This window comes from Paenibacillus sp. fava2 (assembly GCF_058313675.1).
Genome location: NZ_CM177755.1, coordinates 2,960,437 through 2,986,413, shown reverse-complemented (window position 1 = coordinate 2,986,413; position 25,977 = coordinate 2,960,437). Strand labels below are relative to the sequence as shown.

Below are 25,977 nucleotides of genomic sequence, written 5' to 3'. Positions count from 1 at the left end.
GGCAGCCGGAGCCCGCCGATTGCTGGTTTTGTTACAACTGTACCCCAGCAATCTTAATGCTGTCTAAGCTGAACCTAAAGATTAGCTAAATAATATGCGCGAAGGCAGCAGACTGGCTACTCAGGCTGAACCAGCGCAGCTTCAACCAGCTCAAGCGATTTGCTTTTGATATTCGGATAGTCTCCGAACACCCATTGCGGCATGATATGCAGATTGCCCTTTTGAATGGCGCTGATCTTCTGCCACACTGCCGTCTGCTGCATCTCGGCCAGCAGCTTCTCGGCATCCTCATCCTGGCTGACGGTAGATTTGCCGACAGTTATGAAGATATGGTCAGGGTTCAGCTCCGGCAACACCTCAAGGGATAATGCCGCGTAGCTCTCCTCCTGCTTCTCCAGCCCGGATACATAGGTCAAGCCCAGGTCCCTGGTTAGTGTTGCCGCCAGATGAACATTCGGGCTTGCTGCCTGCATATCTTTTTGCAGCCGGATGAACAGGAACGTTTCCCCCGGCTCCACGTATTCGGCAATCCGCTGCTTCACCTCAGCCGCTTTACTGTCATATTCCGCAAGCCACTCTGCCGCCTCGGCTTCCCTGCCGACCACGCTGCCGATTTCCTGCAGCTCATCGCGCCAGTCCCCGTCTCCGCGGTAGACCAGAACCGGAGCTACCTTGCTTAGCTGCTCGTACACGTCCGGCTCAATGTGACGGGCTATGATCAGATCCGGCTCTGTCTCCACCGCTGCTTCCAGATTTATTTTATCCCCGAGCGGCACGATGGCTTCGTTCTGTTCCTGCTTGTCCATATACGGAAGCTCCACCGATCCGCCGTATGTAGTCGTTGCGTACGGCTGGATGCCGAGCGCATATAACGTATCCAGAATGCGGTAGTCGGCCGCAGCGATTCTGTCCGGAATGCCGCTCACCTCGGTAACGCCCATAGCATGCTCAATCTGCACACGCTGCGGGGATGCCGATGAGGACGGCTCTGAGCCGCAGGCACTGAGCAAAATCATCATGCACAGCAGCAGGGCTACCGCCAGCGGCGTTTTGTGTTCTTTTGACATCGTTAAATCTCCTCTCTCCACCCGTAAGTTGTCAGGTTTCATCCGGGTTTTAGTATAACGGAGAGACGGCAGACTCCACATGGACGATTTGAGCCTTTTAGATGGAACATCCGGCACCTGCTGCAGCTGCACTGCCAGCTTGCGGAATTGTCCGGGGACGGCGCCGGTATGCTTTTTGAACCTTTTGATAAAATAAAACAAATCGCTGTATCCGACACTTTCAGCAATATGCTGAACGGGATGATCCGTTTCCTGCAGAAGACGGGCTGCCTTTTCCATACGGATATGGATGTGGTAATCAATCGGGCTGCGTCCGGTCTTCGCTTTGAACTTCCGGGACAAATACCGGACACTGTAATTCAGCTCCTGCGCGATTTCGCCCAGCGTTACCGGCTCCTGCAGGTGCTCCTCAATGTAGCGGACCGCCTGATCCACGACATCTGCCGCTTCAGCCTCCGCCGGCATTTTGTCCAGCTGGCTCATCACCTCGTGCATGAACAGGTAAAAGACGGTTTTGGCTTTAAACCGGGACAGCTCTCCTCCGCTAAGCCAGGTGTCGTAAATATCACGGGCATGCTGGTGAAGCAGCGCCGGGAACTCTGGAACGAAACGGAACGGCTCTGCCGGAAGAGCCGGCGCGTGAATGAGTGTGTGCTGTGCTCCGGGCTCGCTTTTATATAGAATCAGATAAAATTCCAGCTGCTCCAGGCTCTCAATCTGCAGCTCCAGCCCTTTACCGCCATGCAGCAGGCAGTTGCGCGACAGCGTAAACGGACGGCCGCCGATCCATGCAGTCCCCTGACCGCGGCACAGCAATACAAAGGCATCCGCCGGAAGCGGATAAGCCGGCATAGCTTCACCGGGCATCAGCACAACATGACGGATATCGAATAAATGGAAGGATGCACCGGCCCAATACTGGATAAGACTGTGATATTTCATGTACGCCTCCTGAGCCCGCTTGGCAAAGATATAGGCTTCATTATAGTTGATAATCATTCTCAATACAATGGAAATGCAGCTGCTTCTCCGCCCTGCTGCGTACTCCGCCATGCTCTGTCAGTAGAGAAAAAGTGCATAAAGTTGAAGATTGTCGAATGTTAACCGGGGATGATTGTCCTACATATTACGGAACGATATACTGGAATGAAGATAGAGGGGGCATAGCATGGTTGACACTTTTTTTAACACCAGCCTGAAGACAAAAATCGTCCTTGTCTTTATCGTGATGATTACTCTGATTACCTCGGCTCTCGGGCTGTACTCGTTTCAAACCTCCAAAAAACAAATCGTTAACAAGGTCAGTACAACCAATCTGTCGGTAATCCGGCTGATCGATAACAATATTGTTGAGATGCAAAAGAGCATTAAGGACTGGGTGACGGTGTTCAGCCTCTCCCCGGTTGTCCAGGACGCGCTGCAGAATGAACCGGATAGCAACGTCGATCTGGAATCGCAGATTTATTCAGGCACGATGTCGGCGATTATGAATCAGATGCTGGTTACCGGAAATTTTGACTACCTCTCCCTATATGGACAGGATGAGCTGCCGCTCTATCAGGTGGCCACTGATGACAGCAGCGGTCCGGGCAGCTACAGCCGGATAGCAGCTAGTGATGTTTATAAGCAGACGCTGGAATTTAACGGAGCCTCCTACTGGTATCCGCTTAACAGCACCAATAATGTCTTTATCGATGTGAACCGCAATGAGAAAATCGCCATGAGCCGGATTGTCCGCAGCACGCTGAACGGCCGGAATATCGGGCTGATCTTCGTCGGCATCAACACCGAAACGATCCGCAAGCGGTATCTGAAGGATCTGTATGACGCCTCCCACGGAATCGTAATTCTTGATCAGAACGGCGTACCTTTTCTTACTGCCGGCAAGTCTTTTTATAATGAACAGGAGCCGTTGCAGCTGCCCAAAGCGGGGAACGGCAATGAAGACGGCTCACAGATCATCAATCTGAACGGTGAAGAGCTGCTGTTAACTTATACACAGAGCAACGCCGGCTGGCAGATCCTCTATGCGGTTCCGCTCGATACGCTGACCAAGGAGCTCAACTCCATCAAGCTGTTTGTCATGATTACTATTCTGGTGAGTCTGCTGCTGAGTGTCCCGCTGATGCTGGTGCTGTCCAACTTCCTGACCGCGCCGATCAAGAAGCTGCTGTATTCCATGCGGCGGTTCCAGAACGGGCATTTTGACGAAAAGGTGGAGGTCCGCTACCGCGATGAAATCGGCCTGTTAAGCCGCGGCTACAATACGATGGTCGGCAATATCAAGACACTGGTGGATGAAGTGTACGTCCTGAAGCTCAAGGAACAGGAAGCCGAGCTCAAGGCGCTGCAGTCGCAGATTAATCCGCATTTTCTCTATAACATGCTGGATACGATTTTTTGGGAGGCGGAAAGCGCCGGCCAGGATAAAATCAGCGAAATGGTCATCAACTTGTCCCGGCTGTTCCGGCTTAGTCTGAACCGCGGCAAAAGCTTCACCAGTGTAGCCAAGGAAAAAGAGCTGATCCAGCTCTACCTGTCCCTGCAGCAGATGCGCTTCCGCGACAAGCTCAGCTACTCCATCGACATTCCGGACACCCTTGACAGCTGTGTGATTTTGAAGCTGAGTCTGCAGCCTTTTATCGAGAATGCACTGGTGCACGGTATTGAACGCAAACGTGAAGGCGGGACAGTCAGCATAACCGGGGTACAGGACGGCGGGTATCTGCATTTTGTTATAGAAGATAACGGAATCGGCATGGATGAAGCGACAATCGCGAAGATTACGGATGTTCAGGAGGACGGCGATATTCATACGGAAGCGAATACCGGCGGCTATGCGGTAACCAATGTGATCCAGCGGTTCCGCCTCTATTACAAGGATCAGTTCAGGATTCAGTATTCAAGCGAGCCCGGAGCAGGCACCCGGGTAGAGCTTATCATCCCAGTCACATCAGAAGCATTGGAGGAGAACCATGATTAATTTAATGATCGTCGATGATGAAGAGCGGGCCAGAACCGGGATCAGAACGCTGATCGACTGGGCCAGCCATGATGTGAAGATTATTGCCGAGGCGGGAGACGGAGCGGAAGCCCTTGAGCTGATGAGCCGCCACCATGTGGACATTCTGCTGGCCGATATCCGGATGCCGGTAATGGACGGTTTAGCCTTGATTGAACAGGTAAAGCGCGATTTTCCACATGTGAAATCCGTTATTATGAGCGGCTACAACGACTTTTCTTATGTCAAAAAAGCCATCGCCCTCGGGGCATCCGACTATCTGCTGAAGCCGAGCAGACGCCAGGAGATCACGGATACGATCGTCAATGTGGTGGGTGAGATTCTGGAGGAAAAGCGGCAGACCGCGCATCTGAAGCGGTTAACCGAAGGCTTCCGCGAGAGCCTGCCGCTGCTGAAGGAGCGTACGCTCAGCCAGCTGGTGCTGTCCGAGGAGGTATCCTACGACAAAATCCGGGACAGCCTGGAGCTTAACGGTATTTATTTTCCCTATGACTATTTCGCCGTCTTTGTTATGCAGCTGGATAATCTTCATACCCTGCAGAAAAGCTACACAGCGTTTGAGCTGGAGCTGCTGAAATACGGGCTCAAAAATATCAGCGAGGAGACGATCCGCCCGCCGAATATCGGCCTCAGCTTCGAGCATCAGGATGATATTATCGCTATCCTTAACATGCCTGTTGAGCTGGGCAGCACCGAACTGGCAGCGCTGGCCGGGGAGTTTCAGTCCAATGCCAAAAATTATCTCAAGCTCGGCATCTCTGTCGGCATCGGCGTCACCGGCACCCAGCTGGCCAGCCTGAACCTTTCCTACAGCACGGCCATAGGGGCGCTCGACGATCACTACGCCCTCGGACCGGGTAAAATTGTGAATGCCCAGGATAACCGGGCGGCTGAGCATGAGAGCTGGTCTTACCCCATTATGCAGGAGAAAACCGTCCTGCTGAGTGTAATGAACGGCGACGCGGACAGCATCCGGGAGAGTCTCGCCACGTTTATGTCGTCCCTCCCTCCTTCCAAGGAACAGATTGTCAGCTGCTCGCTGGCGCTTTATTTTGCCCTGTATAAGCTGTATATCGAGAAAAATGCCGGCGGGATGGATGATTTCGGACTGACTCTGCAGGACAACATCCAGAGCATCTCCAGGGAAGACCCGGAAGGTATCAAGAGTGATCTGTTTACCGCCGCTGTAAAGGTCAATGAGCTGCTGAATGCCAAAAAGAACAAAAACAAGCTGTTTGAGTCCATCCTTGCCTACATTGAAGAAAATTACTATAAGGACATCAGCCGGGAGACGGTTGCGAATGAAGTGTTTATTACACCGGGCTATCTGAGCCTGCTGTTCAAGCAGCAGATCAAGACCAATTTTCTCGACTATCTGCACAAAATCCGGATCGACCAGGCCTGCCTCCTGCTAAAGGACCGCAGCCGCAAAATCGGCGACATCGCGATGAAGGTCGGCTACAACGATGAGAAATACTTTTTTCAGGTATTCAAGAAATACACCGGCTTCACGCCAAACCAGTACCGCAATAATCTGGATGAGACGGGATCAAACTTATAATCCTCCTATTCCAGGGCTCCGTCGCTATTCCCTTAAGCTATGTATTCAAGTGTGATCTATGTAGCTTTTATATAACGGGCAGCAGTCCTCTTCAGCACTAGCACACCGATCATTAGTGCTGTGTTGATGATAAGGACGACAACGCTGCCCTCTATGGCATAGCCGCCGCCTGACAGCAGGGCTGCTCCGTGATAGCTGCTGTTATAGAGCTTCGGATAATCTCCTGCTAATGAGACTCCGCCCAAAATGACCGCCCCTGCTGTGTTCCAGACAAAATGGGCCAGGACCGGCGCTACTAATGTACCTGTGTATTCAAGCAGCAATGTCATAAATAAGCTCATCGTTACCACATTCAGCACCGGGATAATCCCCGCTTCAAAAGCTCCGCCATGCATTAAAACAAACAATAGTGTGGTTACCGCGGCGGCCGCCACCCTGTTGCTGCTGCGTTTCCATAGCTGATACAAATAACCTCTCACCAGCAGCTCCTGCATAGCCACATTTAACAGTGACGCTAATATCCAGATCCCTATGTAATCCACTTTATTCCGGCTATGTATTTCCATCGTATCTGTCAGCAGGAGGACGGCCACTACGCTCCCCAGCCATATAGTACCTGCCGTTATCCCTATTAATGTGTTCCTGAAGAAACGTTGTGCTAATGGAACCCTTACCCTCCCCCGCTCAATGAATTTTACAAAAAGTACAGTAAATAATACGGCTGCCGCCAAAGGCGCGAACTCCCACCACAGCCGCCGGATTGCAGGATTGCTAAAGGGGCCATCGGGTGTAAAGGAAATGACTGCCGCCCATCCGGCGAAAAAAAGGACGGTTTTTACAATTGTGCTCACAGGCTTGTTCATGCTTGGCTCCTCTTTCTCTTTAGGATCTAGTAGGTTGCCCGGTTGGTCCCGGGGCATCCTAACTTTAGACGCAGGTGAGGGCGGATTACACTGCAGCCGGCCGGGGAGTGTTGGCTGGGTGTTAGGATTTGATCCAGGCCGCCGGATCGGCAGATTGGCGGAGTGGTGGATCAGCAGAGCTGCAGAACTGCGTTAAGTGATTGCACTTGATTGCAACTGATTGCAACTGATTGCATCTGATTGCACTTTGTGCAATAGAATTCTTACTAAATGGCCGGAAAATCCATTCTATTGTATTTCGTACAATTGATTGCCGGAAAAAGAGGGGAAATGGCCTGAAACCCGAGAATCTGTTGTACAAAGTACAATAGATTCAATTTCCGGGCTGATTTAACCTTAATCTGTTGTACAAAGTACAATAGAACGCTGTATTTATCGTTATGAGGATTCCGGAGGAGCGAGTGTGAGAGTAAAGTGTGGCGTAATGCGAGGGGGCATGTGAGGCTGAGGGCGATGGATCGATACAGATGTATTTTGTGCAACTAAAAGTAGCTAAATTGAGCCGCAGCGCCGTATAACTGCATTCTGTACAACTAAAGTTGCCTAAATCAGCTGCAATTAGCTAATTGCAGTATTTTAGTTGCATGGAATGCAGTTAAGACGCTGTCAGGCGTAAAAACAGGCGTTTTAGTTGTACAAAGTGCAGTTAAGTGTGATTGGTGCGGCGAATATAGCATATTGGCCGCATAGCTTGCTATACAAGAAGACCAGCCTGGTGATACGGCTGGTCTTTTACTCTGGTGCTAATTAGTCTCCCGATACTCGAAATAATCGAAATCGGCTGTGATCTGCCTGCGGTAGGAATCCTGGCAGTTGATGCCGACGAAGGCGCCGGTGAAATGTCCGGAGGTGGAGTACTCATCCGAGCATTTCGTGCCGTCCAGCTCCGGACCGACCTGCTGCCACTGCGCTCCGTCCGGGGAAGCTGAGAAGGTTAGCATCCCCTGGCGCAGCTCGGCACGGAGATAGATTCTCTCCCAGTCCGCGACGGGCAAACGGGACTCCGTAAGCTCCACCTTGGCACCGTTGTCGGCATACAGTATGCCCAGACACTTCCCTCCAAGGCTCTCACTATAGTAAATCCGCAGATAGTAGAACATACTCTGATCATAAAATAGCGTAAGTCCGGCTGACTGATGATAGTTCTCCGGCGCGAACTCGACACAGGTCTCCACTGTTGCATTAACAGACTGCAGGCGGCGCGCCACCAGGCTTTGCTCATGCAGCGAGAATAGCGATTGCCGCCCGCGCAGCCGCAGGTAGCCCGGCCGGGCCGTCAGGGACGCCCAATCCTCATCAATGGGAACGCGCAGGGAGTTCAAATGAATGTTCCACTTCCCGCTGTCAAAGTTCTCTCTGGCCGGCTCCGGTGCGAACGGATGCGGCGTGAGCTTAGGAGCGGGAGCTTCAACCAAAGCCGACTGCCCGCCGCCGATCATGCGCAGCCAGCCGTCTTCCGTCCATTCACATGCCTGAATGGCCGTTTCTCTGCCCAGCATGCTGCGGATTTCAGGCAGCACAGGCCGGGCACATAGATGCGCGATGTACCACTCCCCGTTCAGTGTTTCCACCAGTGAGCCGTGCCCGCTTTTTTGCAGCAGGGAATCCGGGTTATATTGGTACGGCTTCAGGTAATCATCGACATTCCGCCGGTCCAGATTGACCAGCCTGGCGGATGTAATAATCGGGTTGCACGGGTCAGACTCGTAAGGGCCGAACAGTTCGCGCGATCTGGCCATCGTGACACCGTGCCCGAAGCCGGTTCCGCCCTCAGCGGTCATCATGTAATAATAGCCGTCCCGCTTGTAGATATGAGGTGCCTCCATGCAGCCCATATCCGTTGCCCCGCGGAAAATGCTGCGCGCTGTACCCACCAGCTCCTGCCGCGCCGGGTCATACTCCTGAATGACGATGGAGCCGGGGTGCTCGTACCCTTTGCGTGTCTCCCATTCCAGGTTAACCAGCCACTTGCGTCCGTCATCATCATGGAACAATGAAGGGTCGAAGCCGGAGCTGTTCAGATAGATGCGTTCTGACCAGGGGCCAAGAATGCTCTTGGCTGTTACCACGTAATTGTCCAGATCAAACGCATTGCCGTTTGTGCTTCTCATAATCGTGTAGATCAGATAAAAGGTCTGCTCCTGCTCATCATAGGACAGACAAGGTGCCCATACTCCCCCGGATGCCTCGATCCCCTTCATGTCCAGCTGATCCGGCCGGTCCAGCGCATAGCTGAGCGTCTGCCAGTTCACCAAATCCCTGGAATGATGAATCTGCACACCGGGGAACCATTCGAAGGTGGATGTCGCCATATAATAATCGTCACCGACGCGGAGAATCGACGGATCGGGATTGAAGCCCTTCAGTACCGGATTTTGAATCTTTATGGTAGTCAATGTTTCTTTTCCTCCTCTCCAGCAGCTATTCCTGCTCCAAAATAATCTGCACACCCCAAGGCGCAAGCTTAAGCTCACCGTCAGCAGACACTATTCTGCCTGAGAGCAGCTCCGTTCCGCCCTTGACCGGACGCACTCCTGCCACCTGCTTGCCGGAGTAGTTATAATAGAATCTCACCGGAGCTCCTTCACGGGTAACTGCCGATTTCACGATCAGCGGGAAAGCATACTCCTGCTGTTCCGCCCACAACCCGGCTGTCTGCAGCGTATCGCGTACAATACCTGCCAGATCGGCAGCATCCATCATGCAACCGACATAAGTTGCTGTCCCCTCACCAAAGCTGTTCCGCGTAGCGGCCGCATAATTGCCCCGATCCGGATGGTCATAGGAAGCGAGAACTTCAGCGGTTTCCGGAACCAGCAGCTCCATCCAGCTGTTCACTGTGCCGGCTCCGCCTTCAGGGAACAGTCCGCCGGTAAGTCCGGTCTCTGCATCCGGCGTTACGAACATGCTGTACCCGATCCCGCAGGCTTCGCTGATGATGCCCGGCTGCTGCACGGTGCGCACCTTGACCTGCTCATCAGCAAAGCCGCTTTTGAAGGAATACAGGACATGTCCGCCGCCCTTCACATACTCATTAAGCGCCAGTAATGCTTCATCCGATACCGCATACAGTGCCGGCACCACAATCAGGGAATATTCATGCAGATACGGGCTGGAAGGCTGAATGAAATCACATTCCGCATTCACACGATAGAACGAATCATATAACCACCGCACCACATCATTGTAGTTCTTGCCGTCCGGCAGCTTGAACCATTCCATTGCCGACAGCGCCTCGTTGCTGATCATGAAGGCGATTTTGTTCTTCTTCACGAGTCCTGTCAGCTGCGGGCTGAGCCGCGCGAAATCTGCTCCAACCGTACAGGCTTCCTTATAAACCGGGTTAGGCAGGAAATCATGGCTGAGCAGCCCCTTCCAATACGTTTCAAAGGAATTGTGGATCGAGTGCCAATGCCAGTAAGCCACCATATTGGCTCCTGATCCGATGTGGCTGAATGCCAGCAGCCGAAGCTGCCCCGGGTAAGGTGTCCACTGCGGAAATGCCTGGGCCTGTGTCTCCAATACCAGATAATTGCTGCGCTTCACCGAGCGTGAAATGTCTCCGCCAAAAGCGATCTCAGCTCCGGTCAGCTCGGACTGTGACGGATGATAAATATCCACACCGGCAATATCGAAAGGCTCAGCCGCTGCAAAATGATCCACAGACGGCTGAACGCCGAAGGAATGCCCTCTCCACTCATAGTCGAAATTCTGGGTCACGAACTGCCCCGGCTGCTTGTATTCATTGACAATCGAAACCTGCCAGGCCAGAAAATCATTCACCAGCCCGCGCTGGAAACGGGCAAACTCTGCACCCAGACTGCCGTTGATCGTACCGGCTACGGACGGGAAGTCTTCCCAGCTGTCAATCCGGTTGCTCCAGTAGTCGAGCCCGAATTGATGGTTAATCTTTTCCAGAGTTCCATAGGTATTCCGCATATATTTCACGAACCTCAGCTGGACATTATCGCCCGCTGTCTCGTAATGCTTGGTTTCATTATCGGTCTGGTAACCGATGACTGCCGGATGCTTATGGACCCGCTCCAGCAGCTTGCGGATGATCCGCTCGGCATAGAACAGGTAGACCGGATGTGTGATGTCCATGATCTGCCGGGCACCGTATTTACCGCGTCCTGCCGCAGTAACCGCCAGCACATCCGGGTGCTCCCTGACCATCCAGGCAGGAATGGCATAGGTCGGCGTTCCGACAATGACATGGATGCCGGCCTCGTGCATAGCGTCCAGTACACGGTCCACGGATGAAAAGTCGAACACCCCATTTTGCGGCTCATGGGTACTCCAGGTGGATTCCGCGATCCGGACGGTATTGATACCTGCTTCCTTCATCATGCGGATATCTTCAGCAAGCCTTTCATAAGGCATGTATTCATCGTAATAGGCAACACCGTATAGCAGCTTATCCATTGCTTCATTCTCCTTTTGACGAAAAGTAGCTTATCCTAATCCCTAGCCCTTTACCGCGCCTGCAGTAACCCCTTTGGTAATCTGCTCGTTGAAGATGGCGTAAATAATGATCGCCGGCACCGAGGTCAGCACCATAACCGCAAACTGTGAACCGTAATCCGAGGAATATTGGCCGGTAAAGTTCATGACCGAGAACGGCAAGGTTTTAAGCGAATCTTTACTCAGGAAAGTTGAGGCCATAATGAATTCGTTCCAGCAGTTCAGGAATGTCGTTACTACAATGGTTACCAGTGCCGGAGCCGTCAGCGGGGCAATAATCCCGAATACGATCCGGTAAATGTTCGCGCCGTCAATGACAGCGGATTCTTCCATCGCCTTCGGAATTGAGCGCAGAAAGCCTGTCAGCATAAAGGTACCGAGCGGAACAGAGACTGCAGTGTAAGGAAGAATTAGTCCGAGATAGGAATTCGTTAAGCCCAGCGATTTAAAAATAGCAAAGTTAGGCAGCAGCGTGGCATGAATCGGAATCATAATCCCGAGCAGAATCACGGTAAAGAACAGGGAGCGCAGCTTCCACTGCATCCGAGTAAATGCATAGCCCAGCGTCAGGGAGAGAACAACTGTCAGTACAATCGTAACCGCCGTGACAAAAAAGCTGTTGAAGAAATACCGGGCAAACTTGCCGTCCACCCAGGCATTAACATAGTTCTGCCATTGCGGAACATCCGGCCATTTCAGAATGCTGGAGGAATAGAACTCACTGCTGCTTGTAAAAGAGAAGTTCACCAGCCAGATGAACGGGAACAGCTGAACTGCGGCGATGATCAGGAAGAACAGCCAGAGCATGATTTTTGTGTTTTTCTTCATGGTGCTTCCCCCTTAGTATTCGGTAGCATCGCTGCGGGTCAGCTTGTTGCTCAGGTAAGTGAACAGCAGACACACGGCAATGAACAGGATGGATATGGCATTGGCATAGCCGTACTGGCTGGCCGAAAAAGCTTTGTTATACAGATAGACCGCAAGGAACTGGGTAGAGTCGCCCGGACCGCCGTTGGTAGTCAGGAACACCATCTCCATTTGCTTAAGCGCAGTGATCATTGCCAGTGTTATCTGAACTGTAATGACCGGCATAAGCAGCGGAACAGTGATGCGCAGGTGCAGTTTGAAGCCGGAGGCGCCATCCAGGGATGCCGCTTCATACAGATCTTCCGGGATACCCTTAACCCCTGCATAGTAGAACAAGAGACCCCAGCCGAAGCCGGCCCAGATCAGAATGACCAGCATGGAGACCAGCGCAGTGCTGCTGTCGCCCAGCCAGGCATGTTTTAGTGCACCAAGGCCTACAGAATCGAGCAGTTTATTGAGCACGCCGAAGGTCGGATCAAGCAGTGAAAGCCACATTTTTGAAATAACCACGACGGAGATGACACTGGGAATGAAGAAAATGGTCCGGAACCACTTCTCGGCTTTGCCGCCGATCCGGTCCAGCATAACAGCGAAGAAGATGGCGATCGGATGCTGGATGATGATAAAGCCCAGACCCAGCAGAACGGCATTGCGTAAGGAAAGCCAGAACCGGCTGTCATGAAACAGCAGCTCCGTATAGTTAGCCAGTCCAATAAAAGTTGAATTCGTTCCAGGTGCAAGTGTATCGCGGAATGAGTAGTAACCGCTCAGAACAATCGGGGTCAGAAAGGTCAGTGCGAAAAGTAAAATGCCGGGAAAAACAAACAGAAAGATGGCAAGCTTGTTGTTGAGCACTTTATGCATGGGCGTTTCCTCCATCCTCCGGGCGGACAAAGGGCAGGGAGTTCACTGAAGTTGTCCCTGCCCTTATCCGTTCCGTTATCTTTATATTTGTGCTAAAAGAGTCAGTTTACTGGGAAGCCGCCGCAGCCTGCAGATCGCTCAGCAGCTGCTCCGGTGTGGAGCCGCCGGCGAAGAACTTACCGAAAGCATTCTGGGAATCATCCTTGAATTTCGGTGTTCCATAGTCGAGGCCCAGCGAGCCCGCAGTAGTAGTCGCGCCAGTAAGCACTTCTGTCAGTTCCTTTTGAAGGCTGCTTTCATTGCCGTTCAGCTGATAGCTCTGGGCAGGAACCGCTGCGCCGATATCCCATACCGTTTTAGCCCATTGGTTCGCGCTCATCAGATAATCGAAGAATTTCTTGGCTTCTTCCGGATGCTTCGAGCTGTTCACCAGGGAATAGCCGCCGCCGTTCCACGCCAGGAGGTCCGTGTTTTTGCCTTTGCCGCCGTCCACTACCGGGAACTTGAGTACAGCTACATTATCGCGGAAGGTCTGCGGCAGATTTTCGTTAGTTGCCATCCCTGCTTCCCATGAGCCCATGTACCACATTGCTGCCCGCTCCTGAGTGAACAGGTTCTGGGATGCACCGTAGTCGGAGGTCATGTAGGAGGCCTGGAACAGTCCGCTGTCTCTCGCTTCGCCCAGCAGCTCAGCTGCCTGCTTAAAGGTTTCGTCTGTGGTGAAGTCTTTTTTCTTGGCTACGGCATCCAGCATCAGATTCTGGTCTCCGCCGACCCGGATCACAAGATCCTGGAAGAATGCGCCGAAGCTCCAGAGATCCTTACCGTTGATCGACATCGGCTCAATGCCCTTTTCCCGGAACTGCTTGCCTGCTTCGATCAGCTCGGCGTAAGTAGTAGGTACTTTGATGTTATTTTCTTCAAACAACCGTTTGTTGTAGTAGATCACTTCATAGTCACTGTTGCGCGGAAGGCCGTACAGCTTATCGTTGAACGTGAAGGAGGTGTATACGCCCGGCAGGAAGCTGAATGCTTCGCCTTCATACTCTGCAGGATCGAGCTCTTTTACATAACCAGCTTGTACCAGTGTGTTCAGCTCGGCGCCGCCGTGTACCATCGTGACATCAATCGGCTCGTTGGAGGCCATGTAGGCTTTCAGCTTGTTTTTGAACGGCTCCTCGGCCAGCGTTTCGAGCTCGATTTTGACATTTGGATTCTCTTTCGTGTAATTGTCGATAACCATCTGCTCTGCTAACCCCTGGCCCGATTTACGGTCCGGCAGGTTGGAGAATACGCGCAGCGTTACCTGCTCCCCGCCTGCTGCCGGTGCATTATTTCCTTCGGACGCCGCCTGATTGCTGCTGTTATTGTTGCCGCATGCGCTGAGTACAGCTGTGGCTGCAAGTGCCCCGGCCAAAAGTGCGTTTCTGCCTGAGAGTAAACCTTTGTTCATGATAAATCCCCCTCAAAGATCGGTATGTTTGGTTTGCTTAGCTAAGTGGTGTTCGTTTCTTTCTGACCTCATATTATCAGAGCAGTCCCCCGGCGGCAGTAGAGAAAAAGTGAGGAAGGTTGAAATTTATCGAGACCGTTCAAATTTGCAGCAAAGTTATACTGTACTATATTTTAGATAGAATTAGCGTTTTTTCTGTTATAGCTTCCCCTTTATCCGGGCTCATTAGAACGCCGTAACTTTCATGCGGGCTACATGCGGACGTAACAGGATTTTTCCACACTATGCTGCTAGTATTGACCACCTGCTCGAAAATGAAAGGCATTTTTGCCTCTCATTTCGCCAATTTTGCCTCATGCGCTGAATTTAAAGGCATTTTTGCCTCTCATTTCGCCAATTTTGCGCCATACGCTGGAATCAAAGGCATTTTTGCCTCTCATTTCGCCAGTTTTGCCTCATGCGCTGAAATCAAAGGCATTTTTGCCTCTCATTTCGCTAATTTTGCGCCATACGCTGGAATCAAAGGCATTTTTGCCTCTCATTTCGCCAATTTTGCGCCATACGCTGGAATCAAAGGCATTTTTGCCTCTCATTTCGCCAGTTTTGCCTCATGCGCTGAAATCAAAGGCATTTTTGCCTCTCATTTCGCTAATTTTGCGCCATACGCTGGAATCAAAGGCATTTTTGCCTCTCATTTCGCCAGTTTTGCCTCATGCGCTGAAATCAAAGGCATTTTTGCCTCTCGTTCCACACAACTCATCTTATCCCCCTCCGCCTGCTGCAGCACCGCCGTCCCGCTCACCCCCAACGTAAATAAGCCAGCCGAATTGTTTCAGCTGACCGGTTAACACTAAGACTTATTACCTGACAAGGTCTTCTAATGTAATAACATTCAAAGCTATACAAAACATAAATAGAAGGCATAAACACAAAAAATGCCCCAAACTCTCGTCTAGGGCATTCCGGTTTAACCTGCTATTTCAGGTAGAAAACTTCCTTCAGGCTCTTGGACACCGGGCTGTTATCCGGATTGGTCTCCATCAGCGGCTCCATGTAGACCCACCATTTCCGGCAAATCTCGGTCTGGGACATCTGATCCCACTTGGCTTCGTCCTCGATCTCCACGTAGGCAAACAGATTGCCGGTTTCTTCGTCAAGAAAAATAGAATAGTTGTGTGAGCCGTGGTTTCTCAGCTCTTCAGCCATCTCCGGCCACAGCTCATCATGGCGGCGCTTGTATTCCTCATAACAATCCGGGTAAACACGCATAATACTCGCTTTTCTAATCACTGTTCAGCACTCCAGACCTGTGTAGTTTATTAAAAATACATAAATGAACTATATTGAACATTATAGTAGATAAATGAACTTTTTTGAAGACAAATAAACGAAAATAAACAATGCTGCCGCTAAGCTCCCTCGAAATTAGATGACGAATATCTACTTAGATTGGATTAGATGCCACCCGTATGCCCTCACGTCCAAACACCCGGATACATCTATAAGCAGGTCCACATTGACAAATGACCAGCCTGACTATAATATTAGAAGTCCTGCCAGCTGTATGCTGGCGATAAGGGGACCTGGCCTCACCGGTTCATTCTTATTGAAAAGGGTGGTTTGTATGGATAAAGAGCAACTGATGGAAAGCGCACGCAAGGTTAAAAAGGCGGCGTACATCCCCTACTCCAAATTTCCGGTCGGTGCAGCACTGCTGCTGAAAGACGGAACTGTAATTAACGGGGTTAACGTAGAAAATGTATCCTTTGGCGCGACGAATTGTGCTGAGCGGACTGCTTTTTTCACAGCGATTACTAACGGCTATTCCAAAGGTGATTTCAGTGCTATCGCTATAGCTGGTGATACAGAGGATTTCCTGCCGCCCTGCAGTATCTGCAGACAGGTAATGGCCGAATTCTGCTCGCCCGAAATGCCCGTTTACTTAACCAACGACAAGCAGGATATACTGGAACTTAAGCTGAGAGATTTACTCCCCTATGCGTTTACTGATCTGGATATGTAATATAGCAACTTGTAAACAGCAAGAAGCTGCGCATCTTTGCGCAGCTTCTTTTGGCATAGTACAATTATGGATAAATTGAACGGATAACTTGATAGGATGCAGGTGCTGACTATGAAGACTATGTATTACAGCTTCACGGAAGGTTCAATCAGTAAAGGTAACGGATATAAACCGGCTAATTTACATAAATGGGGACCTGGTGTCCGTGATGTATATGCCCTGCATTATATTGTCAGCGGCAAAGGCTATTTAAAGACGGGTCAGGCTACCTATCCATTAAAAGCTGGCGAGAGCTTTATCATTTTCCCGCACAAGGAAGTGTATTATTATCCTGATCACCAGGACCCGTGGGAGTATTACTGGATTGAGTTTAGCGGGCCGGAAGCCTCCCGTCTGCTGTCGATGATCAGCATTGCCCCGGACCATCCGGTGGCGGAGGCTTCCCCGCAGGATTTCGAGGCATTATTTCAGCTGTTTAAAACAACCGGAACAGAGCCGTTTGAACGGGAGCGTGCGGATGCAGGTCTGCAGCTTCTTTTGTCCTATTACATGGAATACTATCCGAGTGCCCAGGCTTTGCTCAAAAAAGATTACGCATTGTCAGCAAGGGAATACATTGAGAGCAACTATTGGAAATCTTCCTTATCCGTTCTTGATGTAGTCGATTACGTGAAGATTGAGCGCAGCTATCTGTTCAGGCTCTTTAAGGAAGTTAACGGCTTGTCCGTATCCGCCTACCTGACGGCCTTCCGGATTCAGCGTGCCTGTGAGCTGTTAATTCATTCTGAATTATCCGTCAAGTCGTTAGCATATTCCGTCGGCTATCAGGACCCGTTGTATTTCTCCAAGGTATTCAAAAAAGCAACCGCGCACACTCCATCGGAGTATAGATCAGTTCACCGGGCCCCTTAACGGAACAGCACACATTTTCCGGATTCGCGGAAGTACTTGATCAGCTGCTCAATAGGGGCCCGTCCGCATTTCAACTGCTCGCCCAGACAGTCTATACACAGGAAGTCCTTGGCGTTTCGTGTAACAAGCTTCAGATAAATGGCCACATCATCCGTCAGTAGCGGAACCCCGCAAGTCCGGCATGTCCGGTTAATATTCATGCTGCCCTCACACCAGTTTAGCCCGTACAATCAGACAGTCATGGGCTGCAACTACCGGAGCATATCTTTCTTTGAATACGCCGATTTCTTTGTGTTCCCAGCAGTCATATAACGACAATGATTTACCAGATGCATAAGGAAGCCCGACATCCCAGAACTGTAATGAAATCTCCCTTTGACCGTCACTCAGATTGAAGAAGCCGATCGCGAGATCCCCGTCCGTTAATACTTTTACCAGCATAAACACATCATCTGTATGGAACCACTGCGGCTCGGGTTTGATACGGTAGGCACCGCGGCTCTCCGCATCCTGGTTAATGGCGAGCAGCTCCCGGTTCAATAGGATATCCTTGGTGACCTGATTGGCTGAACGGATATCGCTGCCGATCATCAACGGAGACCCCATCATGCACCATAGCGAAAAATGGGTCTTGTACTCAGCATCGCTGCAGCCGCCGATCTGATTCCCGATAAAGCTGCTGTTGCTGCCGCCGTACATGCCGACCACCAGCATATCCAGATCATTATGACAATACGAGCCTGTAGTGCCCGCTTTATCCAGCTGGGACAATGTAAGCTTCTTGATCGATTCCCAGCTGTCCTGAATATCTTCTGTAGACCGGTACATGTGCGCCCCTGATTCCCGGATCCAGTGATAGACATTATCCTCGCCCCAATTGCATGCCGAGAACAGGATATCTCTGCCACAGTTTTTAAGCGCAAGGCTCATGCGTTTGTACAGCAGCTCCCCTGAAATATGTCTTGGCTTGAAGCAATAGTCATATTTCAGGAAATCCACGCCCCACGCTGCCAGTAATGCCGCATCCTGAAACTCATGCTCGAAGCTGCCGGGATACCCCGCGCAGGTATGGGTGCCTACACAGGAATACATTCCGAATTTGAGCCCTTTGGAATGGATATAATCTGCAAGCGCCTTCATTCCACTCGGAAATTTCTCGGGATCGGCGACTAGATTGCCCTCGGCGTCTCTTTCTTTCAGGCTCCAGCAGTCATCAATCACAATGTACTCATAGCCGGCATCCTTGTATCCCTCAGCAACAAAGGTATCGGCGGCCTCCCGGATCAGCTGCTCATTAATGTCCCAGGTAAAGGTGTTCCAGGAGTTCCAGCCTAAAGGGGGCTTCAGGCCAAGCTGTTGTATATTCATATGAAATGCGCTTCCTTTCTTTAGTTCAAATATCGATTCTTAGTGTATTTAATCATATCCGGATGCATTGGAACTATAGTCTGGCGTTGCTTTCATATGGACGTTTGTTGCTTCATACAAAAAGAATTCCCGGCTCTGAACAACTACTGCTGCCTGCTATAATGGAAATAATCGAAATCTGCATAACCGCCGGACTGACGGGTCGCATAATGAAACAGCCCGGTTCTATAGCCCATAAAATGATCCAGTGTGTACTTCATATGCAGTGTCCGGCCGATCGGGGTCCATGCTGTCCCATCCTCCGAATAGAAGAAGGCTGCCTCATCCAGGCTATCTTCAAAATTGAAATCAATCCTGAGATAAATCCGTTCACCCGTGAAGTTAACACTTTCCACCTGCTCTTCGCTGCCGTCGCCGCCGTTAACACACATGTCGACAGTGAACTGTCCCCGCTCTCCGGCCGCGATCCCAACAGTGCCGAATTGATTTTGCAGGGCTGCCATACCCGCCCGGTCACCGGGCTGCATGCCTGAAATCTCGACCACCGTTTCGGCGCGGCAAGCCGGACCTTCCGTCCGTTGTGTCAATGTATTGCGCGCCGTCAGGATGCTGTCTGCCTGCTGACCGGTGCGGAGGCGCAGATAGCCCGGCCGCTCGGTAACAGACCACAACGCGTTGTCAGGATTATGATTCCACTGCCAGTTCAAGGCCAGCTTATTCGTCTTATAGTCAAATTCATCGCTGATGACAAGCGGCTTAGCTTCTGCAGCAGGAAGCTTTGTCTCAAACCGTTGAGGTGCCGTACCATCATCCCCGATGACCGGCCAATCCTTATCCCAGCGCACAGGAAGCACACAGGGAATCCGCCCGACAGCATCATGATCCTGGAACAACACTGCATACCAGTCGTTATCCGGAGTATCTACGATTCCGCCCTGCGCCACACCGTTATTATGGTAGCCCAGATCATCGTCCAGAATGATTCTGTGCTCGTAAGGACCGAGAAGTTCGCGGGAACGGTAGCAGACCTGACGTCTTCGTTTATTTCCGGTTTTTGGCCATTCTATAAAGAATAAATAATAGTAACCGTTAAGCTTGTAGGCATGACAGCCTTCGATCCGCAGTCCCATATCTGTCCGTTCGCCCTCAAGCAGCAGCTGATCGGCTCCGCCCGGCTCCACAGCTGTAAGATCTCCCGTCAGTTCCTTGATGCGGATATCACCATTACCATAGATCACATAATTGCGGCCATCGTCGTCCAGCAGCAGGGCGGGATCGTGGTGCAGCCCCGGGATGACTGAACGTTCCCATATGCCTTGTTCAATATCATCTGTGCGGTAAATATAGAACTGATCCATATCATTGGATGAGAAACAGACGTAGAACACCCCGTCTTTGTATTTAAGCGAAGCTGCCCAGGATCCCTTGCCGTAGATGCCCTTACCATCCAGCAGCCGGTGGGCATCATTATCCTCAAAGGTCTCATAAACGTAATTTACAATCTCCCAATCTCTGAGATTAACCGATTTCATAATCGGACAACCCGGCATGGAGTGCATACTGGTACTGACCATATAGAAAAAAGCTCCGGCCCGGATAACGTCAACATCCGGTACATCAGCCCACATGATAGGATTCGTTATAGTGGCGGTATTCACTTATGTGCCTCCTTAAGATGTATAGAGTTATTCGGTAAATTGCCAGGATACAAGCTCGAACAATTCTGCATCATCTGTACCCGTAAACACCAGATAGAGATCATGGACCCCTTCTGCTCCGCTAACAGCTGTCTTCCACTCTCTCTGTATCTCCGGCCCGTCTGCAGCGGGAACGGACAGCTCACCAATCAATAGACCCGCCGGATCATCCAGATGAAGCTTAATCGAACCGCCCTCCAGGCTTACAACAGCGGCAATGAATGCTGCTGCACCCTTTTCCCCAAAATCAACTCCGGACAATCCGATCCAATCGCCATTGCCGATACCGGTTACCCGCCGTTCTTCTGTATCTGCCTTTCGTTCTGTCACTATGCCAGCGCTCCACCCTATCGTTACGGCCTGGACGCGCTGGTACGGGTTCAAGCATCGGAGCTGCTGCACGCCTTTATAGTCAGCTTCAACATTGCGGATGGAACCATCCCCGTTATGGAACAGCAGGTTGAGATGCGTAGAACGGTAGCCGTTGGCAATTCCTTGTGCCTTGGACAAGGTTTGTGCATGATAAGCGATATACCAATCATCATGAAATTGGAAAATCGCATGGTGGTTATTGCCTGACACTCCGAAAAAATGTCCCGGATTACGCAGAATCGTTCCTTGATATGTCCAGGGACCCATCGGATGGCTGCTGGTCATATACGCAATCTCTCCGGCTGGAGGACTGCCTTCCGGGCGTTCACCGTCATAGAAATTTGAACAGTAGGTAAAATAATAGACTCCACCGTGTTTATGTATCCCGGCATCCTCGAACATGAACGGTGCAGGTATAACCTCAGCTGTGCCGGTAACGCTGATCATGTCCTCTCCCAGCCTCATCATCCGTGCCGTGCCGGGCTCCGCGTATTCTCCTTCCGGCACCCCGCCTCCGAAATAAATGTAACCATTGCCGTCATCATCTACCAGTACCGCCGGATCGAACAGCCAGGTTACCTCCTCGACCCCCGGAGTCGAACGCAGGATGAGGGCTTCTCCGATAGGATCAATCCAGGGTCCCACCGGACTGTCACTCGACAGAACGCCAATACCGCTGGCATTATTTGCGAAATACAAAAAGAATTTATCCTTGCCGCCGATTACCTTATGCACCGCTGCAGGCGCCCAGGACTGGGTTGCCCACTTGGCTTCGCCGTGCGGTCCTGCCACGTTAATCTCGCCGTGGTCAGTCCAATTGACCAGATCACTGGAGGAAATAACGGCTATCTTATTGATGCTGCTGTAAGTATTTTCTTTTACCGTACCGTTCTCATCGTATTCCAGTGCGTCATTAGTCATGTAGAGATAGACCCGGTCACCGAACACAAGGGCATATGGATCAGCCCCATATCTGTGTGCAACCAGCGGATTACCATTAGGAGGAACCTTTCCGGATGCTTGATTCAACTGAACTCTCATTTTATCTCCTCCAAGTTATGAATAGACAGCGTCCATTCTGCCTGAGGCCTATGCCTGGCCCGGTTCATATTGATTATAGTCAGACGTTTTTCAGGAAGTCCATGACAGATAGACACTCAGAATTGATCTATTCTCATATCATAGCAGCCATAATTCGATATCCAATGCGTGAATACCGGAGGGCGTATATTCCCTATAATTTTTAAAGAAAACGCTTTAATTTCTTCACCTCCGCTTATGCTATACTTTGTGGCAAATACAGATTTACTGGAGGGCGGTTATGAAAATAGTCCAAGAGGGTTCCTTTTATACAGGGGAATATAGAAGCTTGTTCAGAGAAACGGGAGTACCGGAGGAGGTCATCCGAAAGAGGCTTGAGGACACCTGGAACGAACTGTTTTATGGTGCACCCGATGTCCGGATCTATCATCCGATGGGTGAAGATAAGGGATACATCGTCGATACCGGCAATAATGATGTGCGGACTGAAGGCATGTCCTACGGAATGATGATGGCTGTTCAAATGGACAAAAAAGAGGAATTTGACCGGCTCTGGAAATTCGCCAAGGTGCATATGCAGCATAAGGAGGGCCGTTACAAGGATTATTTCGCCTGGCATTGCACACTGGACGGAACACAGCTGTCGCCGGGTCCTGCTCCGGACGGGGAAGAGTTTTTTGCCATGGCCCTGTTCTTTGCCTCTAACCGCTGGGGAGACAGTGCCGAACCGTTCAATTATTCCGAGCAGGCACGGATTATTCTCAGAGCTTGCGTCCACAAGGGAGAAGATGGTGAAGGCGATCCGATGTGGGATCCGGCGACCAGGCTGATTAAATTCGTTCCCGAAAGTCCCTTCAGCGATCCTTCCTATCATCTGCCTCATTTCTATGAATTATTTGCCCTGCAGGCGGATGAACAGGACAGGGATTTCTGGAAGGAAGCTGCGGACAGAAGCAGAGCTTATCTGCACAAGGCCTGTCACCCGGAAACCGGCCTGTCTCCCGAATATGCCAATTATGACGGAACCCCGGCTGAACCGCAGCCGCATGGGGACTTCCGCCATTTCTTCAGCGATGCTTACCGGGTAGCGGCCAATATCGGGCTGGATTATGAATGGTTCCGCAGCGACCCTTGGCAGGTGGAGCAATCCAACCGGATTCAGACCTTCTTCCGGAACATTGAAGTTGCCGATTACCGGCGTTACACGATAGACGGCCAGCCTTTTGAAGAGCTGTCCCTTCATCCGGTCGGCCTTCTGGCAACACTGGCTATGGCTTCGCTCGCTGCCGACGGACCTGATGCCGGACATTTCGTCAAGCTGTTCTGGGATACACCGCTGCGCACCGGAGTCCGCCGGTATTACGACAACTGCCTGTACTTTTTCAGCCTGCTGGCTCTCAGCGGAAACTACCGTATTTATTCTTAATGATTGCAAGAATGACACCATGACTGGTCAGGAGGGAAAAAGATGGCCCATATTCACTTTGTTGAGTGCAATACCGCGCACACGGGCAATTTCGCTATTGATGTTCCGGCGGGCCATCACTGGCTCCTTGTGATCACCAAGACACCGGCGCAATTCTGGGTAAACGGCGGACTCAAGGAATACCCTGCCCACAGTGTAGTCCTCTATCGCCCGCAGCAGAAAGTATATTACCGGTCGTGCACCGGTGGTTTCGTCAATGACTGGATCCGCTTTGAATCCGATGAAGCTTATATTACGGAATCTCCGCTGCCGTTCGGCATTCCTTTTGCCCTCAGTGACCCGCAATACTGCCAGAAGCTGATAGAGCTGCTTGTCATTGAACGCAGCTTCAACCTGGACTGCAAAGAATCCTCCACCGATCACCTGCTCCGGACACTGTTCAACAAGCTCTGGGAATCGTACTTTCAGGATAAGATTACACCTCAACACTACAACTTACTGAAGTTGCGGACCGCTATCCAGAGTAATCCCGGCGATTACTGGACTGTGTCCAGAATGGCTGATTTTCTCCGCATCAGTCCGGGCTATCTCCAGAACATTTACAAAAAGACATTTGGGATTTCGTGTATGGATGACGTCATCAACTGCCGGATCCGTATGGCAAAAGAATATTTGATTCACAATGCGCAGAGCATCGCTGAAGTGGCTTCCCGGTGCGGATATCAGAATGTGGAGCATTTCTGCAGGCAGTTCAAGCAAATAACCGGACGCACACCGGGAAATTTCCAAAAGTATGCAAAAAATTAAAATCCCCTCCTGCCGACCAGCGTCAAGGACATCTTGCAGATGTCCTTGTACGCAGTATGCATGAGGGGTTTTCTTTTAGGGGCTATTGCCCCAGCAGTATTTTGGCATAAGGCGAATCAATCGGGATCATGATCACCGGTTCATTCTGCAGCGTGGTCACATAACTTTCCAGGGTACGGTAGAAGCTGTAGAACTCCGGAGATTTTCCGTAAGCCTGATTGTAGATTCTGGCCGCTTCCCCTTCGCCTTCAGCGATTATTTTTTTGGAATCGGCTTCGGCCTGGGCCATCAGCTCTGTGGAGGTACGGTCGGCTCTGGAGGTTATTTTCTTGGACTCCTCGTCGCCCTCGGACAGGTAACGTGCAGCAATGGATTGACGGTCTGAAATCATCCGGTTATACACGCTCTGTTTGTTCTCTTCCGGCAGATCGGTACGTTTGATCCGTACATCAATTACTTCAATCCCGTAATTATCACGGGTTAAGGCGGAAATGACGTCTTTAGTGATCTCATCGTTAATATTGCCCCGGCCGGTGTCCTCACTGATAATATTTTCGTAATTAATCTCTGACAGCTTGCGGCGTACCGAGTTATATACTGCTTCATCAATACGCTGAATTCCGCCGCCTACCGTTTGTACGGTTCGCAGGAACTGCGAGGCGTTGGTAATTCTCCAGACGGTATAGTTATCGACCACAATCGGCTTCTGGTCTTTCGTCAGAATGTTGGTAGGCGAGCTTTCGTACGTCATCTGATATTTAGGAAGTGCCGAGACATTTTCGATAAAAGGAAGCTTAAGCTTCAGTCCGGGCTCCTCGACGGTGCGCATCGCTTCACCGAAACGGAGGACCACCTTGTATTCGCCTTCCTTCACTACATACATCGAGCCGGCCAGCAGTATTACTAGTACTACAGCTGATATTAGTGTGATGATCTGGTTTCTTTTCACTGGGCATCTCCTCCTTGCGGCGCTGCTGAAGCGGACGGGCTGGCCGTAGTACTGCGCATCAATTCATTCAGCGGCAGATAATTGACTGTATCACTATTCGAGTTGGTGATGAAGATTTTGGCGTTTGGCAGGATCGTCTCCAGCGTCTCCAGAATCAGCCGGCTTTCGGTTACACTCTTATTGTTGATATATTCGGTATAAATGGCATTAAACTGGGCCACATCACCTTGCGCATTCAGGATACGCGACTTCTTCTCCCCTTCGGCTCTCTCGAGCAGCGCCTGTGCTTCACCGCGTGCTTTGGGTATGATATCGTTCTCATATTTCTTGGCGTTGTTAATCTTCGTGTTCTTCTCTTCCCGGGCATTCGTTACCTCGCGGAAAGCTTCCTCTACCTGGCCGCTCGGCGGCTCAATATCCTGGAATTTGATATCAATGATCTGGATGCCGGTGTTGTATTTCTTCTGCAGATCGACCAGCAGCTCACGGACCTTATCCTGGATCACTGTCTTTCCGTCCGTAATTGCATAATCCAGCTTCTCAGATCCAATGACAGCACGAATCGATGAGCTTGCCGAGTTGCGCAGGAATTGTTCCGCGTCGTCAATGTTATACAGATAATCATGGATATTGCTGATCTTCCACTGGACTACAGCGTCGGCTGATACAATATTCTCATCACCGGTAATCATCATCGCTTCATCTTCAACGGGTACAGCTCCATCGGCCTCCTGGCGGTACCCGATATGTATTCTCTGGGTCAGCTCCGCAGGCACTGTAATGACTTCCTGTATGGGATAAGGCCATTTGAAATGAAGTCCTGCTGAGGATTCATTGGTATATTTGCCGAATGTCAGGATAGCTGCACGCTCCTGCTCCTGCACCGTATAAAAGGATGTTGAGCCCAAATAAATCAACACCACAGCAGCAGCTCCCCATAGTCCAACCTTCTTGAAATTCCCCGGTTTCAACCCCGGCAGCTTACGCCCCGGCACCGGATTTCCGCCATCCCCATTCATGAAATTCAAGATGCATCGCTCCTTTTTTGCGTATTTAAGTCTCTATAGAGATACATATACGTAAATAAAACAAAAAAGTCGCAAATTTCGCGACTTTTTTCATTCTTGCTGTATTTTGCTGCATTTCTCTCATAATAAAGCT

21 protein-coding genes are annotated in these 25,977 nt (G+C 50.8%); 7 read left to right on the top strand and 14 right to left on the bottom strand.

Annotated features, from left to right (window positions below):
* Positions 1–116 precede the first annotated feature (116 nt).
* Positions 117–2,066 (bottom strand): AraC family transcriptional regulator, encoded by a 1,950-nt coding sequence (locus AC4G46_RS12600; protein WP_491128227.1) that lies wholly within the window; start codon positions 2,064–2,066, stop codon positions 117–119.
* 169 nt (positions 2,067–2,235) lie between these two features.
* Between AC4G46_RS12600 and AC4G46_RS12595 the strand changes: the two genes are divergently transcribed.
* Together AC4G46_RS12595 and AC4G46_RS12590 are read left to right on the top strand one after the other, a co-directional pair.
* Positions 2,236–4,050, top strand: a complete 1,815-nt coding sequence (locus tag AC4G46_RS12595) for a sensor histidine kinase (RefSeq protein ID WP_491128226.1) — start codon at positions 2,236–2,238, stop codon at positions 4,048–4,050.
* The gene (locus tag AC4G46_RS12590) at positions 4,043–5,650 is read left to right on the top strand and encodes a response regulator transcription factor (RefSeq protein ID WP_491128225.1); all 1,608 of its coding nucleotides are present in this window, start codon (positions 4,043–4,045) and stop codon (positions 5,648–5,650) included. The genes AC4G46_RS12595 and AC4G46_RS12590 overlap by 8 nt, the downstream gene beginning before the upstream one ends.
* 56 nt (positions 5,651–5,706) lie before the next feature.
* Here the strand turns inward: AC4G46_RS12590 and AC4G46_RS12585 are convergent, their stop codons facing one another.
* The 6 genes from AC4G46_RS12585 to AC4G46_RS12560 all read right to left on the bottom strand — a co-directional run bounded on the left by AC4G46_RS12585 (position 5,707) and on the right by AC4G46_RS12560 (position 14,221).
* Complete coding sequence (locus AC4G46_RS12585; protein WP_491128224.1) at positions 5,707–6,513, bottom strand: CPBP family intramembrane glutamic endopeptidase; 807 nt, start codon at positions 6,511–6,513, stop codon at positions 5,707–5,709.
* Positions 6,514–7,316: 803 nt separating this feature from the next.
* A complete protein-coding gene (locus tag AC4G46_RS12580; protein WP_491128223.1) occupies positions 7,317–8,969 on the bottom strand; it encodes a glycoside hydrolase family 43 protein in 1,653 nt (550 codons plus the stop codon).
* A 25-nt stretch (positions 8,970–8,994) separates the two neighbouring features.
* The gene (locus AC4G46_RS12575) at positions 8,995–10,998 is read right to left on the bottom strand and encodes a beta-galactosidase (RefSeq protein WP_491128222.1); all 2,004 of its coding nucleotides are present in this window, start codon (positions 10,996–10,998) and stop codon (positions 8,995–8,997) included.
* Between the two features lie 42 nt (positions 10,999–11,040).
* The gene (locus AC4G46_RS12570; protein ID WP_491128221.1) at positions 11,041–11,865 is read right to left on the bottom strand and encodes a carbohydrate ABC transporter permease; all 825 of its coding nucleotides are present in this window, start codon (positions 11,863–11,865) and stop codon (positions 11,041–11,043) included.
* 12 nt (positions 11,866–11,877) lie between these two features.
* The gene (locus tag AC4G46_RS12565; protein WP_491128220.1) at positions 11,878–12,768 is read right to left on the bottom strand and encodes a carbohydrate ABC transporter permease; all 891 of its coding nucleotides are present in this window, start codon (positions 12,766–12,768) and stop codon (positions 11,878–11,880) included.
* Between the two features lie 106 nt (positions 12,769–12,874).
* Entirely contained in the window at positions 12,875–14,221 is a 1,347-nt protein-coding gene (locus tag AC4G46_RS12560; protein WP_491128219.1) for an ABC transporter substrate-binding protein, read from the bottom strand.
* 314 nt (positions 14,222–14,535) lie between these two features.
* On the opposite strand from AC4G46_RS12560, the gene AC4G46_RS12555 reads away from it, so the two are divergent.
* Positions 14,536–15,069, top strand: a complete 534-nt coding sequence (locus AC4G46_RS12555) for a hypothetical protein (RefSeq protein ID WP_491128218.1) — start codon at positions 14,536–14,538, stop codon at positions 15,067–15,069.
* A gap of 127 nt (positions 15,070–15,196) precedes the next feature.
* On the opposite strand, the gene rhaM is transcribed toward AC4G46_RS12555, so the two are convergent.
* A complete protein-coding gene (gene rhaM / locus AC4G46_RS12550) occupies positions 15,197–15,511 on the bottom strand; it encodes an L-rhamnose mutarotase (protein ID WP_491128217.1) in 315 nt (104 codons plus the stop codon).
* A 334-nt stretch (positions 15,512–15,845) separates the two neighbouring features.
* On the opposite strand from rhaM, the gene AC4G46_RS12545 reads away from it, so the two are divergent.
* Positions 15,846–16,244 carry a cytidine deaminase gene (locus AC4G46_RS12545; protein ID WP_491128216.1) on the top strand — a complete coding sequence of 133 codons (399 nt, stop codon included), beginning with the start codon at positions 15,846–15,848 and terminating at the stop codon, positions 16,242–16,244.
* A 111-nt stretch (positions 16,245–16,355) separates the two neighbouring features.
* Positions 16,356–17,156: a helix-turn-helix domain-containing protein gene (locus AC4G46_RS12540; protein ID WP_491128215.1), complete on the top strand. Its 801-nt coding sequence runs from the start codon at positions 16,356–16,358 to the stop codon at positions 17,154–17,156.
* Here AC4G46_RS12540 and AC4G46_RS12535 read toward each other — a convergent pair.
* The 4 genes from AC4G46_RS12535 to AC4G46_RS12520 form a co-directional block, all read right to left on the bottom strand.
* The gene (locus tag AC4G46_RS12535) at positions 17,153–17,356 is read right to left on the bottom strand and encodes a hypothetical protein (RefSeq protein WP_491128214.1); all 204 of its coding nucleotides are present in this window, start codon (positions 17,354–17,356) and stop codon (positions 17,153–17,155) included. The genes AC4G46_RS12540 and AC4G46_RS12535 overlap by 4 nt on opposite strands.
* Positions 17,357–17,363: 7 nt before the next feature.
* Positions 17,364–18,524 carry a glycoside hydrolase family 27 protein gene (locus tag AC4G46_RS12530; protein ID WP_491128213.1) on the bottom strand — a complete coding sequence of 387 codons (1,161 nt, stop codon included), beginning with the start codon at positions 18,522–18,524 and terminating at the stop codon, positions 17,364–17,366.
* A gap of 143 nt (positions 18,525–18,667) precedes the next feature.
* Entirely contained in the window at positions 18,668–20,182 is a 1,515-nt protein-coding gene (locus AC4G46_RS12525; protein WP_491128212.1) for a glycoside hydrolase family 43 protein, read from the bottom strand.
* A gap of 27 nt (positions 20,183–20,209) precedes the next feature.
* Positions 20,210–21,634 (bottom strand): glycoside hydrolase family 43 protein, encoded by a 1,425-nt coding sequence (locus AC4G46_RS12520; RefSeq protein WP_491128211.1) that lies wholly within the window; start codon positions 21,632–21,634, stop codon positions 20,210–20,212.
* A gap of 280 nt (positions 21,635–21,914) precedes the next feature.
* On the opposite strand from AC4G46_RS12520, the gene AC4G46_RS12515 reads away from it, so the two are divergent.
* Together AC4G46_RS12515 and AC4G46_RS12510 are read left to right on the top strand one after the other, a co-directional pair.
* Positions 21,915–23,060 (top strand): family 8 glycosyl hydrolase, encoded by a 1,146-nt coding sequence (locus AC4G46_RS12515; protein ID WP_491128210.1) that lies wholly within the window; start codon positions 21,915–21,917, stop codon positions 23,058–23,060.
* Positions 23,061–23,102: 42 nt separating this feature from the next.
* Positions 23,103–23,867 carry a helix-turn-helix transcriptional regulator gene (locus tag AC4G46_RS12510; protein ID WP_491128209.1) on the top strand — a complete coding sequence of 255 codons (765 nt, stop codon included), beginning with the start codon at positions 23,103–23,105 and terminating at the stop codon, positions 23,865–23,867.
* A gap of 82 nt (positions 23,868–23,949) precedes the next feature.
* On the opposite strand, the gene hflC is transcribed toward AC4G46_RS12510, so the two are convergent.
* Both hflC and hflK read right to left on the bottom strand, forming a co-directional pair.
* A complete protein-coding gene (hflC, locus tag AC4G46_RS12505; protein WP_491128208.1) occupies positions 23,950–24,816 on the bottom strand; it encodes a protease modulator HflC in 867 nt (288 codons plus the stop codon).
* The gene (hflK, locus tag AC4G46_RS12500; RefSeq protein WP_491128863.1) at positions 24,813–25,835 is read right to left on the bottom strand and encodes an FtsH protease activity modulator HflK; all 1,023 of its coding nucleotides are present in this window, start codon (positions 25,833–25,835) and stop codon (positions 24,813–24,815) included. The genes hflC and hflK overlap by 4 nt, the downstream gene beginning before the upstream one ends.
* Positions 25,836–25,977 lie beyond the last annotated feature (142 nt).

What these genes read in the sequence shown, in the direction of transcription:
- AC4G46_RS12600 (WP_491128227.1), bottom strand. Translation starts at nt 2,066, where the DNA reads ATGATTATCAACTATAATGAAGCCTATATCTTTGCCAAGCGGGCTCAG.
- AC4G46_RS12595 (WP_491128226.1), top strand. Translation starts at nt 2,236, where the DNA reads ATGGTTGACACTTTTTTTAACACCAGCCTGAAGACAAAAATCGTCCTT.
- AC4G46_RS12590 (WP_491128225.1), top strand. Translation starts at nt 4,043, where the DNA reads ATGATTAATTTAATGATCGTCGATGATGAAGAGCGGGCCAGAACCGGG.
- AC4G46_RS12585 (WP_491128224.1), bottom strand. Translation starts at nt 6,513, where the DNA reads ATGAACAAGCCTGTGAGCACAATTGTAAAAACCGTCCTTTTTTTCGCC.
- AC4G46_RS12575 (WP_491128222.1), bottom strand. Translation starts at nt 10,998, where the DNA reads ATGGATAAGCTGCTATACGGTGTTGCCTATTACGATGAATACATGCCT.
- AC4G46_RS12570 (WP_491128221.1), bottom strand. Translation starts at nt 11,865, where the DNA reads ATGAAGAAAAACACAAAAATCATGCTCTGGCTGTTCTTCCTGATCATC.
- AC4G46_RS12565 (WP_491128220.1), bottom strand. Translation starts at nt 12,768, where the DNA reads ATGCATAAAGTGCTCAACAACAAGCTTGCCATCTTTCTGTTTGTTTTT.
- AC4G46_RS12560 (WP_491128219.1), bottom strand. Translation starts at nt 14,221, where the DNA reads ATGAACAAAGGTTTACTCTCAGGCAGAAACGCACTTTTGGCCGGGGCA.
- AC4G46_RS12555 (WP_491128218.1), top strand. Translation starts at nt 14,536, where the DNA reads ATGAAAGGCATTTTTGCCTCTCATTTCGCCAATTTTGCCTCATGCGCT.
- AC4G46_RS12545 (WP_491128216.1), top strand. Translation starts at nt 15,846, where the DNA reads ATGGATAAAGAGCAACTGATGGAAAGCGCACGCAAGGTTAAAAAGGCG.
- AC4G46_RS12540 (WP_491128215.1), top strand. Translation starts at nt 16,356, where the DNA reads ATGAAGACTATGTATTACAGCTTCACGGAAGGTTCAATCAGTAAAGGT.
- AC4G46_RS12535 (WP_491128214.1), bottom strand. Translation starts at nt 17,356, where the DNA reads ATGAATATTAACCGGACATGCCGGACTTGCGGGGTTCCGCTACTGACG.
- AC4G46_RS12530 (WP_491128213.1), bottom strand. Translation starts at nt 18,524, where the DNA reads ATGAATATACAACAGCTTGGCCTGAAGCCCCCTTTAGGCTGGAACTCC.
- AC4G46_RS12520 (WP_491128211.1), bottom strand. Translation starts at nt 21,634, where the DNA reads ATGAGAGTTCAGTTGAATCAAGCATCCGGAAAGGTTCCTCCTAATGGT.
- AC4G46_RS12515 (WP_491128210.1), top strand. Translation starts at nt 21,915, where the DNA reads ATGAAAATAGTCCAAGAGGGTTCCTTTTATACAGGGGAATATAGAAGC.
- AC4G46_RS12510 (WP_491128209.1), top strand. Translation starts at nt 23,103, where the DNA reads ATGGCCCATATTCACTTTGTTGAGTGCAATACCGCGCACACGGGCAAT.
- hflK (WP_491128863.1), bottom strand. Translation starts at nt 25,835, where the DNA reads ATGAATGGGGATGGCGGAAATCCGGTGCCGGGGCGTAAGCTGCCGGGG.